This window comes from Flagellimonas alginilytica (assembly GCF_042134605.1).
Taxonomy (GTDB): Bacteria; Bacteroidota; Bacteroidia; order Flavobacteriales; family Flavobacteriaceae; genus Flagellimonas; species Flagellimonas alginolytica.
This window is the reverse complement of sequence record NZ_CP169638.1, coordinates 427,190-445,370: the sequence shown is the minus strand read 5'-3', so window position 1 is coordinate 445,370 and position 18,181 is coordinate 427,190. Positions and strand designations below refer to the sequence as shown.

At 41.5% G+C, this 18,181-nt stretch carries 18 protein-coding genes; 5 read left to right on the top strand and 13 right to left on the bottom strand.

Annotated features, from left to right (window positions below):
• Positions 1–68: 68 nt before the first annotated feature.
• The 4 genes from uvrB to ABTP35_RS01890 are packed head-to-tail and all read right to left on the bottom strand — an operon-like array spanning position 69 to position 5,606.
• Positions 69–2,057 (bottom strand): excinuclease ABC subunit UvrB, encoded by a 1,989-nt coding sequence (gene uvrB, locus ABTP35_RS01905; RefSeq protein ID WP_293294286.1) that lies wholly within the window; start codon positions 2,055–2,057, stop codon positions 69–71.
• A gap of 48 nt (positions 2,058–2,105) precedes the next feature.
• Positions 2,106–3,836, bottom strand: coding sequence for a T9SS type B sorting domain-containing protein (locus ABTP35_RS01900; protein WP_293294288.1), 1,731 nt, complete (start codon positions 3,834–3,836; stop codon positions 2,106–2,108).
• 28 nt (positions 3,837–3,864) lie between these two features.
• Positions 3,865–4,698 (bottom strand): ABC transporter permease, encoded by an 834-nt coding sequence (locus ABTP35_RS01895; RefSeq protein ID WP_224835182.1) that lies wholly within the window; start codon positions 4,696–4,698, stop codon positions 3,865–3,867.
• An 11-nt stretch (positions 4,699–4,709) separates the two neighbouring features.
• Positions 4,710–5,606 carry an ABC transporter ATP-binding protein gene (locus ABTP35_RS01890; RefSeq protein ID WP_293294292.1) on the bottom strand — a complete coding sequence of 299 codons (897 nt, stop codon included), beginning with the start codon at positions 5,604–5,606 and terminating at the stop codon, positions 4,710–4,712.
• A 78-nt stretch (positions 5,607–5,684) separates the two neighbouring features.
• Between ABTP35_RS01890 and ABTP35_RS01885 the strand changes: the two genes are divergently transcribed.
• A complete protein-coding gene (locus ABTP35_RS01885) occupies positions 5,685–6,761 on the top strand; it encodes a hypothetical protein (RefSeq protein ID WP_224835180.1) in 1,077 nt (358 codons plus the stop codon).
• Here the strand turns inward: ABTP35_RS01885 and ABTP35_RS01880 are convergent.
• From ABTP35_RS01880 to ABTP35_RS01855, 6 genes are read right to left on the bottom strand one after another with little or no spacing between them, the layout of a single operon-like run.
• Entirely contained in the window at positions 6,758–7,816 is a 1,059-nt protein-coding gene (locus ABTP35_RS01880; RefSeq protein ID WP_293294295.1) for a nucleoid-associated protein, read from the bottom strand. The two genes, ABTP35_RS01885 and ABTP35_RS01880, sit on opposite strands and share 4 nt — an antisense overlap.
• A gap of 44 nt (positions 7,817–7,860) precedes the next feature.
• Positions 7,861–8,364: a plasmid pRiA4b ORF-3 family protein gene (locus tag ABTP35_RS01875; protein ID WP_252079178.1), complete on the bottom strand. Its 504-nt coding sequence runs from the start codon at positions 8,362–8,364 to the stop codon at positions 7,861–7,863.
• A 43-nt stretch (positions 8,365–8,407) separates the two neighbouring features.
• Entirely contained in the window at positions 8,408–9,421 is a 1,014-nt protein-coding gene (locus tag ABTP35_RS01870; protein WP_293294298.1) for a COX15/CtaA family protein, read from the bottom strand.
• Positions 9,418–10,848 carry an HD domain-containing protein gene (locus tag ABTP35_RS01865; RefSeq protein WP_293294300.1) on the bottom strand — a complete coding sequence of 477 codons (1,431 nt, stop codon included), beginning with the start codon at positions 10,846–10,848 and terminating at the stop codon, positions 9,418–9,420. The genes ABTP35_RS01870 and ABTP35_RS01865 overlap by 4 nt, the downstream gene beginning before the upstream one ends.
• Positions 10,849–10,850: 2 nt before the next feature.
• Positions 10,851–11,411: an L-threonylcarbamoyladenylate synthase gene (locus ABTP35_RS01860; protein ID WP_293294302.1), complete on the bottom strand. Its 561-nt coding sequence runs from the start codon at positions 11,409–11,411 to the stop codon at positions 10,851–10,853.
• The gene (locus ABTP35_RS01855; protein ID WP_293294304.1) at positions 11,392–12,231 is read right to left on the bottom strand and encodes a zinc-binding alcohol dehydrogenase; all 840 of its coding nucleotides are present in this window, start codon (positions 12,229–12,231) and stop codon (positions 11,392–11,394) included. Before ABTP35_RS01855 ends, ABTP35_RS01860 begins: the two co-directional genes overlap by 20 nt.
• A gap of 67 nt (positions 12,232–12,298) precedes the next feature.
• Between ABTP35_RS01855 and ABTP35_RS01850 the strand changes: the two genes are divergently transcribed.
• Positions 12,299–13,132 (top strand): glycosyltransferase family 2 protein, encoded by an 834-nt coding sequence (locus ABTP35_RS01850; RefSeq protein WP_293294306.1) that lies wholly within the window; start codon positions 12,299–12,301, stop codon positions 13,130–13,132.
• Here ABTP35_RS01850 and ABTP35_RS01845 read toward each other — a convergent pair.
• Both ABTP35_RS01845 and ABTP35_RS01840 read right to left on the bottom strand, forming a co-directional pair.
• Positions 13,114–13,917, bottom strand: a complete 804-nt coding sequence (locus tag ABTP35_RS01845) for a glycosyltransferase family 2 protein (protein ID WP_293294308.1) — start codon at positions 13,915–13,917, stop codon at positions 13,114–13,116. The genes ABTP35_RS01850 and ABTP35_RS01845 overlap by 19 nt on opposite strands.
• A gap of 254 nt (positions 13,918–14,171) precedes the next feature.
• Positions 14,172–14,987 carry a 2,3,4,5-tetrahydropyridine-2,6-dicarboxylate N-succinyltransferase gene (locus ABTP35_RS01840; RefSeq protein WP_252079184.1) on the bottom strand — a complete coding sequence of 272 codons (816 nt, stop codon included), beginning with the start codon at positions 14,985–14,987 and terminating at the stop codon, positions 14,172–14,174.
• A 100-nt stretch (positions 14,988–15,087) separates the two neighbouring features.
• On the opposite strand from ABTP35_RS01840, the gene ruvX reads away from it, so the two are divergent.
• The 3 genes from ruvX to ABTP35_RS01825 are packed head-to-tail and all read left to right on the top strand — an operon-like array spanning position 15,088 to position 16,591.
• Positions 15,088–15,498: a Holliday junction resolvase RuvX gene (ruvX, locus tag ABTP35_RS01835; protein ID WP_293294311.1), complete on the top strand. Its 411-nt coding sequence runs from the start codon at positions 15,088–15,090 to the stop codon at positions 15,496–15,498.
• A 3-nt stretch (positions 15,499–15,501) separates the two neighbouring features.
• Positions 15,502–16,092: a peptide deformylase gene (gene def / locus ABTP35_RS01830; RefSeq protein WP_224835169.1), complete on the top strand. Its 591-nt coding sequence runs from the start codon at positions 15,502–15,504 to the stop codon at positions 16,090–16,092.
• Positions 16,093–16,147: 55 nt separating this feature from the next.
• Positions 16,148–16,591: a DUF5606 domain-containing protein gene (locus ABTP35_RS01825; protein ID WP_293294313.1), complete on the top strand. Its 444-nt coding sequence runs from the start codon at positions 16,148–16,150 to the stop codon at positions 16,589–16,591.
• 3 nt (positions 16,592–16,594) lie between these two features.
• Here the strand turns inward: ABTP35_RS01825 and ABTP35_RS01820 are convergent, their stop codons facing one another.
• Positions 16,595–18,172: a beta-N-acetylhexosaminidase gene (locus tag ABTP35_RS01820; protein WP_375334406.1), complete on the bottom strand. Its 1,578-nt coding sequence runs from the start codon at positions 18,170–18,172 to the stop codon at positions 16,595–16,597.
• Positions 18,173–18,181: the final 9 nt, after the last annotated feature.

The following is an 18,181-nucleotide window of genomic DNA, read 5'->3' as shown; positions in this document are numbered from 1 at the left end:
GGTGTTTCATGATGGTTGGATTAGTTGGTTAGTTGAGGCGCGCTCCGGCATTTGCTGGAGCGCGTTTTTTATTTTTTTTCTTGCAACATTTTTATTTCGTCCCTTAATTTGGCGGCTTCCATAAAGTTGAGTTCTTTGGCAGCTTTTTCCATGGCCTTTCTTTTTTCGCGAATCAGTTTTTCTTTTTGATCTTCCGTAATATAGTTTAGATCTGGCTCGGCGGCACGTAACTCTTCTTTTTGAAAGTGGTAGGTGGATACCGAGTTTTTGGCAAGGGCACTGTCCAGGTTTTTCTTGAGTGCGGTAGGGGTTATGTTATTTTCTTTATTGTAGGTAATTTGCTTTTCCCTGCGATAATTGGTTTCGTCTATGGTTTTCTGCATGCTTTCCGTAATCTTGTCGGCATACATAATGGCTTTCCCGTTCAAGTTTCTTGCAGCACGCCCTACGGTTTGGGTGAGCGAGCGGTTACTTCTTAAAAAACCTTCCTTATCGGCATCCAGTATGGCAACTAGGGAAACTTCCGGTAGATCCAATCCTTCTCGCAAAAGGTTTACTCCGATCAAGACATCAAAAAGTCCCTTGCGCAGGTCTTGCATGATCTCCACCCTTTCCAAAGTGTCCACATCACTGTGGATGTATCGACAGCGAACATCAATTCTGGTTAAATATTTGGTGAGCTCCTCTGCCATACGCTTGGTCAGTGTCGTTACCAAGGTACGTTCATCCAATTCTACACGTTGTTGGATTTCTTCAACTAGGTCATCGATCTGGTTTTCGCTGGGGCGAACTTCGATTATAGGGTCCAGCAACCCCGTTGGTCGGATAATCTGTTCCACATAAATACCTTCGCTCAATTCCAGTTCGTAGTCAGCGGGAGTGGCACTAACGTATAGTACTTGATTTTGTAGGGCTTCAAATTCTTCAAACTTTAACGGACGGTTGTCCATTGCCGCCGGTAACCGGAATCCATATTCCACCAAGTTTTCCTTTCTAGATCGGTCGCCGCCATACATGGCATGTACTTGCGGTATGGTAACATGGCTTTCATCGATCACCATTAAATAATCATCTGGAAAATAATCCAGCAAACAGAAAGGTCTGGTGCCCGGTTTTCTGCCGTCAAGGTACCGAGAGTAGTTCTCGATTCCTGAACAATAGCCTAGTTCGCGAATCATTTCCAAATCAAAATTGGTGCGTTCCTCCAAACGTTTGGCCTCTAAAGGCCTGCCGATTTCCTTAAAATAATCCACTTGTTTTACCAAATCGTCCTGAATCTCGCGAATTGCATTTTGCAATACATCCGGGGAGGTGACAAACATATTTGCGGGATATATGTTCAGGGTGTCGTAAATCTCTATAACGTTATTGTTGTAAGGGTCCAATGCTTCGATTTCCTCAATTTCATCACCAAAAAAATGGATACGGAACGCATGGTCGGCATATCCTGGAAAAACATCGACCACATCTCCTTTTACCCTAAAATTTCCATTTCTGAAATCTGCAGTGGTCCTTGCGTACAGGCTCTGTACCAACTGTTTTAAAAACTTGGTCCTAGAAATAACTTGATCCCTATGAATGGTGATAACGTTTTTTTGAAATTCTATCGGATTTCCGATACCGTACAAACAGGATACCGACGCTACAACCAGGACGTCCCTTCTTCCGGATAAGAGAGAGGAGGTGGCACTTAAACGCAATTTCTCGATATCCTCGTTTATGGAAAGGTCTTTTTCTATATAAAGTCCACTGGTCGGGATATAGGCTTCAGGTTGATAATAATCATAGTAGGACACGAAATATTCGACCGCATTGTTCGGAAAAAATTGTTTGAACTCTGAATATAGTTGTGCTGCCAAAGTTTTGTTGTGTGCCAAAACCAGAGTAGGCCGTTGAACGGATTCCACAACGTTGGCCACGGTAAATGTTTTTCCCGATCCGGTTACGCCGAGCAAGGTTTGGTGTGCTGTTTTGGACTCAATGCCCTCCACCAACTGTTTTATCGCCTGCGGCTGATCGCCGGTAGGTTTAAAATCGGAAACTACCTGAAATTTCATGCTGTAAAAATACTAAAGGATGTTCCTAAAAGGAAGTAAAAAGGGATTTTATCTTTTTAAGGAAAAATGCCCTTTGAACTCCCGGTCCGAATCATCAATGGCCATGAACCAATAATCTCCGGCGGGTAAGCTGCACCCGGCCAAATTTCCGTCCCAACCCAGGGAATATTGCGAAATTTGTTTTATAAATGTACCGTAGCGATCAAAGATTCGGATACTTTTAAAAACAATTTCTTGCGTCTCTGTTGGCTGTATAAACTGCCAATAATCGTTTATGTTGTCCCCATTGGGGGTAAAGAATTTTGGAAATCCCTCTACGGTCAAGTCCTGAGCGAATTTTTGCTGGGCAATGCCGCAACCGTTCTTGTCCCTAACATAGAAGATGTGGCTTCCGGGTGCCACATTGTTAAAAACATTGCTGTCCAAATATGGGCCATCTATATCATCTATGGCATATTCGTAATCTCCGTTACCCGATGCAACTACGGTTATTCGAAGTGAGGAGACCAGAGTCTCGGCCATTATATTTTCTATGGTTGCCATTTCCGATGAAACGACCTCGAATACTTGACTCGAGGGACATTCAATGGTATTGCCATTTTGATTGATCGTATTGTAGGCTTCGTACCTGTACCTGCCGTTTTCAGTGATGGTAACGTCACTGGTGTCCGAGATTAGGGACTCATTTTCAAATTGATCTATCCGAAACCACCGGTAACCTTCGGCAATGTCGGTTGAATTGATGATCAGTGGGCCATTGTTATCGCAAGAGGATATGGTAGCGGGAAAATCTATTTCCGGGTTTACAATAACGTATTCCCCAGTATCAAAATCCAAAAAGGGGCCACATCCCAACAAGGTGGTAAAACTGGTCTGGGTGCACCCTTCTGCTGCCCCTGCATCGTTAAAAGGAACAATTGTGATAAAAAAGGTTTTGTTTGATTCAAAATTAACGACCGGGGTGGAATTGCTATAAAATGTGGAGCCGTCAAGAATGTCCGTGCCTGTAGGTGTTGTGCCAATGGTAACGATGTATCCTGTTGCATCGGGTACGGCATGCCATTCCAATACAGGAGATAGCGGTACATTGGTTTCTCCGTTCAGCGGATAAATAATATTGGTGCAATCGGGTATTTCGGATTCGGCCCGTGTTGTAAATTGTTGATAGGTACAGCCCATTGCCGTTCCCAATGCGTTGTATGGTACAATTGATGCGTAAATAGGGGTCTCCGAGGGTAGATCGGTTATTGGGTTATAGGTAAGGGTGTTGCCAACATCAAAATTATTCAGAAGTTCCGTGCCTCCAGGTGTTGTGCCCAAACTAAGATTGTAGCCCGTTGCAGCGTACACATAGGACCAGGATATATTGGTATTTGGATTTATGTCCACAGCGTTGTTCAATGGATTGGTTATTTCGGTACATTCTGGAACTGTGGAAATGGGTTCGGTGGTAAAACTGTAGCTTGGACAGGTAATATTGGGCTGGTCAAAAAAGAAAAGGGTTATCGTTACATAAATAGTGGTATTGGCAGGTAGTCCAAGTGGCGGGACATAGGAAGATCCACTGGCAAATTGTGTGCTCAGGATGTCGTCGCCCCCGGGTGTTGTACCCATGGTTATATTGTAGGAGGGAACTCCATCTACCGATTCCCAATCAATTGTGGCGTCCAAAGGAACATTTGTAGCTCCATTGGCAGGGTAAACCGGATTAGGGCAATCCTGGGCCCAAAAGGAATGGCTGGCCAGGAGTGCCCATAAAATTAATATTCTGTTCAGCATTACATGATTCTGTGCATCCTACAAGATACTACAAATCACGTTTTTTTAATAATGCGTAGGATAAGTAGATAAAAATCACTGTCCAAAGGATGACTACCAAAAACTCATACCAATATACATGGTAATCGAATCTCATATCCTCTCCTATCTGTTGACCAATATTCTGTACGGCCGATAACCTTGTGAAGGGTTCTTTTATTAAATTGGACATGGATTGCAATGGAAAAAATTGTTTTATGGTCTTGGCCGCTTCCCAGCTCATAACTTTCCAACCGAGCAAACCAAAAACTACTTGCTCCAAAATGGTCCATAAAATTAAGAAACCCAGCGCAAAGGCCGAACGCTTGACCAATATGCCCAAGAACAGACAAAAAGAGAAAAAGCCGACCAGTTTAAAGAAGAACGCTGGTAAAAACTCCATGTCCGAAAAAATAATGGACATTTCGTCGTAATCGGAATAGATCAGGCCAAGGACCATGGAAACCACAAACACAAATATGGTGGAAATAAGCGCAAAACTGATTACGGTAAGGACTTTGGAAAGGATAAATTCTTTTTTGGAAAGACCATCGATCAGGTTTTGTTTTATGGTCTTGTTGCTGTATTCGTTGGACATCATGGAAACGATTACAATGGCCAAAAATAGCTTAAAAAGGGCGGTGACAAAGGTGTTAAAGTGCCAGATATAGGGAAAATTGAATATCCCTTGATCCGCCAGATGAAATTGTACCGGGCCAATATCAAATTTAATGGCCGCGATGAGCGCAATGGAAGTTAAAAGCACAAAATAGGAGATAATAAGCACCTTGCTGGCCCTATTGTTCCATAATTTTATAAATTCTATTTGTAGGAGACGTAACATTCGTTTATTGATTATTGATTCTTGGTCAAGGTTAAAAATTGTTCTTCGAGACTTTCTTTCCGTTTTACGAGGTGAGATAGGACAATACCCTGGTCAAACAGCATTTTGTTTAAGCTTTCGGCATCCATTTCTTCCTTTAAATAGGCCGTAAGCGTACCGTTAAAGTTTTCGATTTTCCCGAAGCTGGCACTTTTTTCGAGCAGCTCTTGCAATTGCTCTAGATTTTCGCACTTCAATTCAAAAAAACCATGACTGGCCAGCATACTATCTACTGGCCCGGAATATAAATTCTCTCCTTTTCTAAGAATGATGACATGGGAACATACTTTTTCAACCTCGTCCAATAAATGAGAGGCCAATAAAATGGTCGTGCCTTGGCTCGCAATTTTTTTGATGATCTCCCGTATTTGATGGATTCCTTGGGGGTCCAGGCCATTGGTAGGTTCGTCCAAGATGAGTATTTCGGGGTCGTTGAGCAGGGCAGAGGCAATGGCCATGCGCTGTTTCATCCCCAGCGAATAGGTTTTGAACTTACTGTTCCTGCGGTCCCACAGACCTACCAATTCCAGTTTTTCCTGAATTTTGGATTCGGGTACATCTTTGATCTTACAGACCAACTTTAAATTTTGAATCGCGTTCATGTACGGATAAAAGTTGGGACGTTCAATTATGGCCCCGACCTTTTTTAGGGCGTCATGGGTGGTGGTGTTGCCATCGAACCAATTAAAATCGCCCGAGGTTCGGTTCACAACGTTCAGGATAATTCCCAATGTGGTGGATTTGCCACTCCCATTGGGTCCTAAAATGCCATAAACGTTACCTTTTTCTATTGTAAAAGAAAGATCTTTTACGGCTGTTAGGTAACCAAATTTTTTTGTAAGATGGTTTACGGTAAGTATTGTTTCCAAAAGATGCTATCGTTTTTTGAATGGTTTATACTAACTTGACGATATTATTTGCAAATTGTTACAAAATAATCGAACACAATGTCGGAAGAAAAATTAATGTCGAAAAAGAAACCTGCCTACCCCATAAGTAAGGAGCTGGATGAATATTTGGATTATTACAATAGAAAAATCGAAATTCCGATCCATTATGATGACTTGTTGCGCTTTTCAGGAAGCGTTGCCGTTTACGATGCCAAGGATGAGGATACACTTTGGGTGCGCGTGTTTTATCCGGAGTTCGATAGGGATGAAATAGACCTGGCCCTAAAAAGAGTGTATTCCAGTTTTGTTTCCGATGGCAGTGATTCCATTTTTCAATATTTGAACGTGGATTATGTGGACTATTGCACTTTTGGAAACTCCAAGCCTTTTCGAATCAAGGTCCGGAACATCCTTAACGATAACTATACCTTGTTCTATGTTAAAAAAACCGACGCTTCTAGAGTATATGGTTTGGAATTGGAGCATATGCTCTCTCCTTACAATTTAAACTTTGTGATCTATGAGAATACGCTCATCGAAGAGCATATTGTTGGTATTCCCGGAGATATTTTTATGAAGAACAACCTGCCCGAATGTACCGAATTCGAAAAATCACAGATTGCCAAGGAGTTTGTTAAGTTCAACGAAAGAAGTATGATCCGGCTCTTAGGGGACATGCGTTCTTATAATTACGTAATTGTTCCCACTCACGATTTTGATAGTGTAGTCTATAAAATAAGGGCCATAGATTTTGATCAACAATGCTATGAAGGTAATATAAAGGTATATCGCCCCCAGTTTTTTAAAGAGAACAAGACCATGGTGGATTTGGTGCAAGGTAAATTGACCATAGATTCTGTTAACCAATATATTGTAGAGGAGCGTTCCATAATCGCAAAACGGATACTTAGTTGGGGGCGTCGCCTTAAACGCTTGTTGGATGTTTGCGCATTGGATACCATTGCTCCACCGGAAAACATAGAAATGCTAAAAAACCAATTGCAGGACCTTACGGGCGATATCAATTTTAGGGACAGCAAGAACATGGGCGAAATTTTGACCCACGCCTTGGATTTTGTGAAACGTAACTATGAGGATGTGAGTATGAAACAGATTATTGAAAAAAAATTCTAACTTTTCTGTTCCTTGTTAAAATACACGAGGTAATAGTACATCTGTCGTTCCTCGTCCCAACCTTTTTCCACAAACTTCTCTGCCGAATCAGGGTTGATGAAATCCATCTTGATCTGAATATTGGTGTCCAGATTGATTACATTCTTGATTTTTTTACGGGCATCGCTCACCGCTTTGTTGGCAATGTCAAAATTAGAAACGTCCTCAATGCTGTACTTGGGTCCTTTTTCTACTTTATAATGCTTAAACTCTGGAATTAAGTCGGGATTTTCCATTACCTCGTTCAAAAAGGAGGTCTCCTCAAAGTTGTCGTTTTTGGCAAAGTGGTTTACAGCGCGGTTCATGAACAAAACCTCTTGCTGTTTGTCCTCTGCGGGCAAAACAACATCCTTGGCAAAGTTCTGGCAGAACTTAAGGTAGTTTTTTGTGTAAAAGTTCTCATCCGTTAATGGCGAAACTCCCAAAAAGTTTTCCAGCCAATATTTGGCGTCATATCGGTTGCTGTCCACAGATAATATCCTAAAACCTTCTTCTCGGTCCACGTTAAAAACTATGCACCCCTTATCCAATTTGTTGATATTGATTCCCTGGCGTATTAAAATTTCCAAGTTGCGTTCGTTTTCCTCGAACTGAAGAAAGTCGTGCTTTAGCTCACTCTTAAAAATACCTACGGCATCCGTTTTTTTATTGTCGATTACCATATCGGAGAAATGCACCACATAAACCTCCCCGCTTTTAATGTGAGGGTGGTTGGATTGCTCAAACAGATGCGTGGTTATTTTTTTGGATAATCGATGGTTATCGGAGGGGTTGTCGAAAATCTCGGTAACCACCGTACACACCTCATTGAATTCCAAATCCACTTCGTGACTGAACTTATAATAGTTTTCTTCCTTTTCGCGAAAGGGCTTAAAAAAGTATTCTTTTAATAGGCCTGCCATTTCATCGTTCAGGGAAAAAGGCTCTGCGGATAAAAAAGCAGATTCGTTTTTGCTCTTGTTGCCAACTCGGTGAAGCGATATACTTTCAATTTGGGCGGAATATAAGTTCAGCATTATTTGGATCGGGGATTATTGGTTAAAATTTAGGCGGTGCTATTTTAGTTCCAGTTTTCGTCAAAGTCCATATCGTCGTAACTGTCCAGAAGGTCGTCAAAATTTCCTCCATCATCGTTGGGCTTTGCTTCGAATTGTTTTTCCGGTGGGGCATCCGGTAATTCGCCAAAGGTGAACAATACATTGGGATAAACACGGCCATCTTCTTTTTCCACAATATCGGCAAGCTCCACAAAAAAGGTCCACATGCTAAAAAAGTCGTACACGTAGATCAGTTTGGGGCTGTCCTTGGTCAGAATATCGTCCAACGAGGTTTCGTTCATCAGGCGAATATCGGAGCCATTTTCACTCATATCAAAAAGAGCGATTTCTTCATCTTGGTTCCATTCTTCGTCACAAGTATAAAATGAGGCCATTTCACTTCCCTCAAAACCAAAAGCTTGGGTAATGGCGTTGTGGAAATCCTCCAAGTTACTTTGGTCCTCAATTTCGATATCCCGAAAGATATCTTCCTCAGCATCAAGTATTATCCTGATTTTATAAATCATCCATCAAATTTTAGAGTGGGCACAAAGGTACAATAAATAGCAGTTATTTGGTGAACCTGTGCAAGGTAAACGTCATCGCGGCCAAAAGGAAAAAAGCGCCAATTTGGTGCACGATGCCCAGCCAAAGTGGCACGGCATAAATCAATGTGAGCACACCCAATATAAATTGAACAAAAACTAGGGCCAACAAAGTTTTTAGTCCTTTTTCCTGTAGGGCGGTTGTGGATATTTTTCGTGTTCGGTACCAAATCACCCCAATCAAAGCGACCACAATGTAAGCCAGGTACCGATGTACAAACTGTACGCCGCTTTTTCCTTCGTAAAAGTTCTTTATTACGGGCTGTTGTTCTATATAAACGGTTTCGTGCATTAGTTTGCCTTCGTTCATCAGAGGCCAGTGGTTGTGAATAAAGCCGGCATCCAAACCTGCAACAAAGGCACCCCATACTATTTGAAGCAACAAGACCACCAGGCCTACGCGGATCAAGTTCCTTATTTTGGTGTCGACTTCTTTTCGATTTGGATAGATTAGGTCCAAGGCCACCCAAAAACTATAGGCGAACGTTAAGAATGCCGTGGTCAAATGAGCTGCCAACCTGTAGTGCGATACATCCGGACGGTCCACAAGGCCGCTTTTTACCATATACCAGCCCAAAAAACCTTGAAACCCGCCCATAAAGAGCAGAATCAAACTTTTTTTAATGGTAGGTCTATCCAGCTTCTTGGCTATCAAAAAGTAAATAAACGGTAAAATAAAAACGATTCCTATAAATCGTCCAATGACCCTGTGCAGCCATTCCCAAAAGTAAATGTCCTTGAATTCCTCGATTCCAAAATGATAGTTGAGTTTTTGGTACTCGGGATATTGCTTGTAGAGTTCAAAGGCTTCCTCCCATTCTTGTTCGTTCATGGGGGGGATTGTACCTTGAATAAGTTTATAATCGGAAATGGACAGCCCCGAGTGGGTAAGTCGGGTGATGCCTCCTACCAAAACCATGACAAAAATGAGAAAACATCCAGTTAACAACCAATACACCACATATTTGTTCTTTTTCATTCGGAATGGACTTTTAGATTCATTTTTTCGCCCTTTTTTAACATAAAGTTGTAGGCCGCTTCATATTCGTTGGGGATTTCTCCCTCTAAGATTGCTTCTTTGATCGCGTCTTTAATAATGCCTATTTCTTTGGATGGTTTTAGGTTGAAGGTTTTCATGATCTCTTCGCCGGAAACCGGAGGTTGAAAATTTCGGATGTGATCCCGTTCTTCGACTTCGACTATTTTTTGGCGAACGATCTTAAAATTGTTCTTGTATTTTTTTTGTTTTTTGGGGTTCTTGGTGGTAATGTCCGCTTCGCAGAGGGTCATTAGGTCTTCCACATGATCACCGGCATCGAACACCAATCGCCTTACCGCAGAATCGGTTACATGGTCTTCGGACAGTATAATGGGCCGTGAGCTCATCAATACCATTTTTTGAACGAATTTCATTTTATCGTTCAATGGCATTCGTAGTCTTTTAAAAAGTTTATAGACCATTTTAGCACCGACAAACTCATGGGCATGAAAGGTCCAACCTATTTTTTTGTGGAATTTCTTGGTAGGTGCCTTTCCAATATCGTGAAGCAGTGCCGCCCAACGCAGCCAAAGATTGTCCGTTGTTTGTGCAATATTGTCCACTACCTCCAATGTGTGCCAAAAATTGTCCTTATGGCGTTGTCCCTCTATTTCTTCGATGCCTTGTAAGGCCGTTAGTTCAGGTAGAATTAAAGGAAGAAGTCCGGTTTTGTGCATCAGTGTAAAGCCTAGCGATGGTTGAGAACTCATCAATATTTTATTGAGTTCGTCCACAATACGTTCCTTGGATACAATTTTTATTCGATCCTTGTGCTCTGCAATGGCCTGGAGAGATGGCAATTCGATGGTGAAGTGCAATTGTGAGGCAAATCGTATGGCTCGCATCATCCTTAATGGATCGTCCGAGTATGTGATGCCCGGCTCCAAGGGCGTGCGGATAAGTTGTTTGGCCAAATCCGCCAAACCATCAAAAGGATCTAAAAGTTGACCAAAATTGGATTGGTTCAGTGCCAATGCCATGGCGTTTATGGTGAAGTCGCGACGGTTTTGGTCATCTTCGAGCGTGCCATCTTCGACAATGGGTTTACGGCTGTCTCGGTTATAGCTTTCTTTTCGGGCGCCCACAAATTCCAGTTCCAGGTCTTTGTATTTGATCATGGCCGTACCGAAATTTTTAAAAACGGAAATATCCGGTTTACCCTTTAATTTGGAAGCCACTTTTTTGGCCAATTCAATGCCGCTGCCGATGGCAACAATATCGATATCTTTTGGGGTATTTCGTTTTAAAAAATAATCACGGACATACCCACCGATCACATAGGAATCTGTTCCGAGCTCATCAGAAGCTTCGCCAATAAGTTTAAAAATAGGGTGCTGTATTGCGGCTGTATGGAATTCCTTCGTCATTCTTATTCCCGGATGACCTTCACCTTACCGTCGTTACTTAACTTAATTATGGAAGAAGGAGAAGGGTTTTTGTTTTCGTTCTGCAAATTTACCACATAGTCCACTCCTTTTAAAATTTCTTGATCAATATCCTTGAAATGTTTTGGGGTAGGATTACCAGAAATATTGGCCGAAGTTGACACAATGGGTTTTCTGAATTTATTGATGAGGTATTGGCAAAATTTGTCCGATGCAACCCGTATGGCCAGGGTGTTGTCCGCAGCAACCAGGTTGTTGGCAATGCCTATAGGATCGTCAAAAACTATGGTGGTGGGTTTTGTGGCCAGATCCATAATATCGTAAGCGACCTCGGGCACCTGTTTTACATGTCGTTCCAGCATGGCTTGGTTGGCCACCAAACATATCAGTGCTTTGGAGTCCTCTCTTTTTTTTAGGTTGTATACCTTTTTTACGGCCTCGGGATTTGTGGCATCGCAACCTATGCCCCAAACCGTATCGGTTGGGTATAGAATGAGCCCACCTTCTTGCAGAACTCGGTTACAATTATTGATTTCTTCGGTCACTGTTCTCTAATTTTAATTGAAAATGGTCGGTTAATGCCAACCACTGTGTTCTATTTTTATCCTCTTTTATGTTGGTGTTCTTCAAAGATTGTTTTTGGGAGCCCCAAATAGGGATTGGCTCTTTTCCGGTATTGTAAGCTTGTACTGAAACAGACCCTTTTAGCAAGCCCATAATTTTAAACCAAAGATCGTCCGCGTTTGGTGCGAGACTTAAAAAAAGATCTTGGTCGAATACTTTTTGGTCCATAGAATTGGGAGGATAAAGCGTTCCACCTGCACCTATGGGCAGGGTTAGTTCAGGTGTACTGCATCCGGATGGGGCGGATTCCCACAGTTTGTAGGGTAGTAGTTCGCCCGATTTGTCATAAGCAATGCAACGTGTTTGATTGGCGATGATTTTATCAGGGTCGCTCAAATGGACTTTGTATAAGTCAGAAAGCCAATTTTTGCGATACATCATGTCATCATCACATGTAATGATAGTTTTTTCTGGATAATGTTTAAGGGGCTCCACGAGTTTTCTGTGCGAACTATGGTAATCCGTGTATTTAATAGAAAATAGGTTGCTGATCAGAGAATTGAGATTGGAAGGTATCTGGTTTTTTAAATCCTCGTGCAACCAAAGTATAATTTTTTCCGGTAATACCTTTTGGTCCATAAGGCTTTTTATGGTAAGGTGGACAATGTGGAGCCGGGAAGGAATCGATGCCAAAGAAACAATAACCGGAATTTGTTTTTTGTTCAAAGTAAGTTTTTCCTTGGATTTCCAAGATAAAGCTACTTGTTGAAAAAGGGATACTGGAATTTCCTTAACCTTCATTATGGTAAGTTTAGATTCGCAAAATTAAGGATATGAGATAACATTTAATATTTCTATTTTTGCCAAGATGAACCCACAGGAAAAAGAATCTCCGAAAATATCAGTAATCATAAGTACGTACAATGCCGAAGAGTGGTTAAAAAAAGTACTTTGGGGCTTCAATTGCCAAATCTTCAAGGATTTTGAAGTGGTTATTGCCGATGATGGATCTGGTCCAAAGACCAAAGAATTATTGGATGAGATGTCCGAAAATGTTTTTTACAATATTATCCATGTTTGGCAGGAGGACGATGGTTTCCAGAAGTCAAGGATCCTTAACAAGGCAATCGAAGCTTGCAATGCGGAGTATATTATAATGACGGATGGTGATTGTATTCCAAGAGAAGACTTTGTGGAGGTGCATTACATTAACAAAGAACCCGGGTATTTTATTTCGGGAGGGTACTACATGTTGCCCATGAACATATCCAAGTTGATTACACTGGAGGATATTGAAAAACAAAACTGCTTTAACATCCATTGGCTCAAAGAAAAGGGGATTCCAAAAACTTTTAAAAACAATAAACTAACGGCGAGTGGCCTTGTCTCTAAATTGCTCAATACCATAACTCCGACGAACGCTAGCTGGAACGGACATAACTCTTCGGGTTGGAAGAAGGATATTTTGAACGTGAACGGTTTTGATGAGCGGATGCAATACGGCGGGCAGGATCGCGAACTGGGTGAACGTTTGTTCAATTTTGGAATAAAATCTAAGCAATTGCGATATAGTGCCGTTTGTGTGCATTTAGATCATAAACGAGGCTATAAAACGCCCGAATCCATTGCAAAGAACCAAGCCATACGTAAGGAGACCAGGTCCAACAAATTGGTGTGGACGCATTACGGCATTACCAAATAATAGGCCAATTGATTCTTTTTTTCCAACCTTTTTAATTCTCGGAACCTCTCCAAAACACCAAGAGCGTTTAAATAGCAAATAGTCCATCCTTTTTTGCCATCAAGAATTCCTAGGCGCAAAATGTAGTGGTTAAAGAATTTCCACGCTGGCTTTATAGTCATTAAAAGGTAGTTGAAGTGTTTTTCCCTATAAAAATCCTCTTTTGCTTTTAGTTGGCCATATTTCAACATTTTACCCTTGTAGTCCTGATAGTCCTTGTAGCAATAATGGATAAGCTTTTCTTGTAGAATTCCAGATGTTCCATCGACAACCAAGGTTTCGTGAACTATTTTTTTATCGGTGAAATGTGCTTTGCTTTTGCGGAACAATCTATAATTTTTGTCTGTTTGCCAACCGCTAAAGTTCAATCGCTCGTTTTGGAACATAAACTGGCGGTAGAACCAATAGGCTTCATCTGCGTTTTCCTTATTGATGGTTTCAATAATTTCTGTTTGCAGACTTTTGGTCACAACTTCATCGGCATCTAAAAACAAGACCCAATCATTAGAGGATTGCTTTAGCGCAAAGGATTTCTGTGCAGTAAAATTTTTAAATGGATTTTGAATTACCCTTACCTTCGGATGGCTTAACAGATACTCGTATGTGCCGTCCGTACTGTAAGAGTCTACAACCACGATTTCATCAGCAAAAGAAACGGAATCGATACATTTCTCAATGTATCCAATTTCGTTATAGGTGATTATGAGTGCTGATAATTTTTGCTTTGGGGTGCGTAATCCAGCCATATTTATTGGTGTAGTGTTTTGGTGTTTACAAATCTATAACAAAAAAAAGGCGTAAAAATTGTTTTGCCGTTTATTTTTCTTACAACAATCAACAACGACGTTTCCCTACCCGGTTTTTGTTAAAAATAGTTTTTGACATGTATTTAGTAGAGGCTGGAATAGTGTTTGGGTTGCTTTAATTTTAAAAAAAAACAACCCAAACTGTATATTTTGATTCCGTTTTTTAAAAAATCAGAAGATCGGAACGCCTTGATCTAAACTGCAACATTGTGCTCGCGCAAGGCATTGTTCAACGATGTTTTCTTGTCGGTGCTCTCCTTTCGTTTGCCAATGATCAAGGCGCATGGCACTTGGTAATCGCCGGCAGGAAAATTTTTGGTGTAGCTGCCCGGTATCACAACCGATCTTGCGGGAACACGACCTTTCAGTTCAACAGGCTCACTCCCTGTTACATCAATAATTTTCGTAGAAGCCGTTAAAACCACATTTGCTCCCAAAACAGCCTCCTTTTCAACACGGACCCCTTCCACAACAATACATCTGGAGCCGATAAATGCATTGTCCTCAATAATTACTGGAGCAGCTTGCAATGGTTCCAAAACCCCACCGATACCTACACCACCACTTAAATGGACGTTTTTACCGATTTGAGCACAACTGCCCACCGTGGCCCAAGTATCCACCATGGTCCCCTCGTCCACATAGGCACCAATGTTTACATAACTTGGCATTAAAATGGTTCCTTTGGAAATATAAGCTCCGTGCCTTGCCACGGCATGGGGTACCACACGAACACCTTTTTCTTTGTATCCTCTTTTCAAGGGAATCTTGTCGTGATATTCAAAAATACCAGCTTCGAGGACCTCCATTTTTTGAATAGGGAAGTATAGCACTACCGCTTTTTTTACCCATTCATTTATTTGCCAACCATTTTCCGTGGGTTCTGCGCATCGCAGCTCGCCAAGATCAATAAGGTCGATTACTTCTCTAATGGCCATCTGGGTCTTTTCGTCTTCCAATAATGATCTATTGTCCCATGCTTGCTCGATCAATGCTCTAAGTCCTGTCATTTTTCTTAAAATTTTGACAAAGATAAGTGCCATCATATAATTATGGCCTCCATTTTTAAGGCTATAACATATTTAAGGTTATTTTTGCCAAAAAGTTGTTTTGGCAAGAGTTTTGGCATTGGATTTTGGAAAAGTACGTACGGGAATTGCGGTCACGGATGAGCTTCAGTTGATTGCCTCTGGATTGACCACCGTTGACACCAAGGACCTGTTAACGTTTTTGGAAGACTATATAAAAAAGGAATCGGTGGAACGTTTTGTGGTGGGATTGCCCAAACAAATGGACAATACGGCCTCCGAGTCCGAAGTTCTCATCCAAGACTTCCTAAAGCAGTTGTCGGCCAAGTTTCCAGCTATGCCCGTTGAACGCCAAGATGAAAGGTTTACTTCTAAAATGGCATTCCAGTCCATGTTGGACAGTGGTATGAAAAAGAAGAAAAGAAGAGATAAGGCCTTGGTCGATGAAATAAGCGCCACATTGATTTTGCAGGCCTATTTAAACAGATTTTAATTTATGATTTTACCTATAGTAGCCTACGGAGACCCCGTTTTACGAAAAAAAGCGAAGGATATTGCATCCGATTATCCAAAGTTGGAAGAATTGATCGCCAACATGTGGGAGACCATGTACAATGCACATGGTGTTGGATTGGCAGCTCCACAAGTGGGACTTCCAATTCGAATTTTTATGGTAGATACCACCCCTTTTTCCGATGATGAGGATTTGAGCAAAGAAGAACAGGAGAAATTAAATGGTTTCAAAAAAGTCTTTATCAATGCCAAGATCGAGGAAGAGAACGGCAAGGAATGGGACTTTAACGAAGGTTGCCTGAGCATTCCCGACGTTCGGGAAGATGTAAAGCGAAAACCAGAAGTGACCATAACCTATTTGGACGAAGATTTTAAATCACGTACGGAAACGTTTGATGGGCTTTTGGCCAGAGTTATTCAGCACGAATACGACCATATCGAAGGCATTCTGTTTACGGACAAACTATCGACCCTAAAAAAGCGACTTTTAAAAAACAGATTGGACAAAATATCCAAAGGGAAAATAAACGTTGACTACCGAATGCGGTTTCCCAATATCAAAAAAGCACGTTAAAAAAATCACTATTTGCGATAAAAACATATTTTTGCGCCCATAAATTACTATTTGAATGGCATTAGACAAGATTTTATCTATTGGAGGTAAACCAGGACTTTACAAATTATTGACCCAAACCCGTGGTGGCTTTGTTGGCGAATCCCTATTGGATGGCAAACGTGTAACCGTTGGATTAAGAAGCAATGTCAGCGTGTTGTCCGAAATAGCCATTTACACCCTCGAGGAAGAGCTTCCGTTGAGGGAAGTGTTCCAAAAAATCAAAGAGAAAGAAGGAGGCAACAAAACATCGATCAGCCATAAGGCTGACAAAATCGAGTTGGAAGAGTATTTCTTCGAGGTACTGCCCAATTATGATGAAGATCGTGTCTACGCCAGTGACATCAAAAAGATCATACAGTGGTACAACATCCTTCTCGACAATAATATCACCGATTTTGTCAAAGAAGAAAAGGATTCAGATGAACCTACTGTTTCTGCTTCACAAGACGAAGAATAACGATTATTCCTTTTTCCAGTTCACCAATTTAGTTGGGTAATAATTGATCTGCATGGCTTCCAGATAGGAAACCTGTGCGGCCAAACGCTCTTTGTAGTCATCCCAATCAAGATGTTCGCTTGGAGACCATCCCAATTCCGCATATCCAATAAGTCTCGGAAAGGCCAAATATTCCAACTCTTCACTATTGTTTATGGTTTCGGACCATAGGGGGGCTTCGACGCCAAGAATATTCTCTTCAGGAAGATTTTCTACATAAGTCCCAGGGTCCCATTTGTAGGCAATATCAACCGGAATGAGGCCTGCCCAATTCAGTCCATATTCAGATATGGAATCATACTTCATATCCAAATAGGCTTTTTTTGCTGGCGACATAATAACCTTTGAGCCATTTTCAATGGCTTTTAGGGCATATTCAGGTTTGTTCCAAAAATGAATCACTGAACTGGAATCAAGTTCTGCTTGTACTATTTCGTTCCAACCGACCATTCTTTTGTTGTGTTTCCGAACAATTTTTTGCACTTTTTCCACAAAGCGGATATAGTCACTTTTTTTGGTGGCATGGCTCTCATCTCCCCCAATGTGAAAATATGGACCGGGAGTCATGGCGGTAATTTCACCGATTACATCATCCAAAAAGCTATATACGGTATCTTTTTTGGCATCAAAAGAACTGTAACCCACTCTCATGTCCGTTCTAACGCGTGGAGTTTCGGCATCTGGGGCATGTAAAAAGGGGTAGCTTAGGGATGCGGCGTTGGTGTGTCCGGGCATATCAATTTCCGGAATAATGGTAATATGTCTTTCCGCAGCATAGGCTACAATATCCTTAAACTGTTCTTGAGTGTAAAAACCACCTTCTCCACCGCCGACCTCGCTGGCGCCACCGATTTTGGTTAGCTTGGGCCAAGATTTGATTTCAATGCGCCAACCTTGGTCATCCGTTAGGTGCAGGTGCAGGGTGTTGAATTTGTAGTATGCAAGGGCGTCGATATATTTTTTGACTTCTTCTACGGTAAAAAAGTGCCGGGCCACATCCAACATGGAACCACGATATTCGAATCTGGGAGCGTCGATGATCTTTCCCGATGGAATTACCCAAATTGGGTGATCCGTTAATGTATCATTACTTTTTTCAGGGATTAACTGACGCAATGTTTGTACGCCCCTGAACGCTCCGGCCGCAGTTTTGGCGTTCAATAAAATAGAATCTTTTTTAATGTAGATCTGATAAGCCTCTGGTCCCTTTAAATCCACACTATCCGATTGGTTGATGTAGATCATGCGCTCCAATGTTCCTTCGGTAGCTGAATTTACGCCAATTTGTAAACCGGTTTTGGACTTTATCTGCTCGGAAAGAAACTTTCCCACCTTTTCGAATCCCGCATCGGAGTTGGATGTAAAAATAGCTGTTCCAGCATCTAGACCAAAAGCACTTCCCGTGGAAATGGTTTTAATGGGTTTTGGGACCAACGGAGCTTTGGCAAGGTCGGTTTTGGGAAAACTGATTTCCTCTTTTTTCTCCTGGCAAGACGCCAAATAGATAAATGCAACGAAGAGTAGGATTGATCTGTAAATCACTTTTGTTTG

Excerpts from the sequence above, each read along its gene's own strand:
- uvrB (WP_293294286.1), bottom strand. The coding sequence starts at position 2,057 with ATGAAATTTCAGGTAGTTTCCGATTTTAAACCTACCGGCGATCAGCCG.
- ABTP35_RS01900 (WP_293294288.1), bottom strand. The coding sequence starts at position 3,836 with ATGCTGAACAGAATATTAATTTTATGGGCACTCCTGGCCAGCCATTCC.
- ABTP35_RS01895 (WP_224835182.1), bottom strand. The coding sequence starts at position 4,698 with ATGTTACGTCTCCTACAAATAGAATTTATAAAATTATGGAACAATAGG.
- ABTP35_RS01885 (WP_224835180.1), top strand. The coding sequence starts at position 5,685 with ATGTCGGAAGAAAAATTAATGTCGAAAAAGAAACCTGCCTACCCCATA.
- ABTP35_RS01880 (WP_293294295.1), bottom strand. The coding sequence starts at position 7,816 with ATGCTGAACTTATATTCCGCCCAAATTGAAAGTATATCGCTTCACCGA.
- ABTP35_RS01875 (WP_252079178.1), bottom strand. The coding sequence starts at position 8,364 with ATGATTTATAAAATCAGGATAATACTTGATGCTGAGGAAGATATCTTT.
- ABTP35_RS01870 (WP_293294298.1), bottom strand. The coding sequence starts at position 9,421 with ATGAAAAAGAACAAATATGTGGTGTATTGGTTGTTAACTGGATGTTTT.
- ABTP35_RS01865 (WP_293294300.1), bottom strand. The coding sequence starts at position 10,848 with ATGACGAAGGAATTCCATACAGCCGCAATACAGCACCCTATTTTTAAA.
- ABTP35_RS01855 (WP_293294304.1), bottom strand. The coding sequence starts at position 12,231 with ATGAAGGTTAAGGAAATTCCAGTATCCCTTTTTCAACAAGTAGCTTTA.
- ABTP35_RS01850 (WP_293294306.1), top strand. The coding sequence starts at position 12,299 with ATGAACCCACAGGAAAAAGAATCTCCGAAAATATCAGTAATCATAAGT.
- ABTP35_RS01845 (WP_293294308.1), bottom strand. The coding sequence starts at position 13,917 with ATGGCTGGATTACGCACCCCAAAGCAAAAATTATCAGCACTCATAATC.
- ABTP35_RS01840 (WP_252079184.1), bottom strand. The coding sequence starts at position 14,987 with ATGACAGGACTTAGAGCATTGATCGAGCAAGCATGGGACAATAGATCA.
- def (WP_224835169.1), top strand. The coding sequence starts at position 15,502 with ATGATTTTACCTATAGTAGCCTACGGAGACCCCGTTTTACGAAAAAAA.
- ABTP35_RS01825 (WP_293294313.1), top strand. The coding sequence starts at position 16,148 with ATGGCATTAGACAAGATTTTATCTATTGGAGGTAAACCAGGACTTTAC.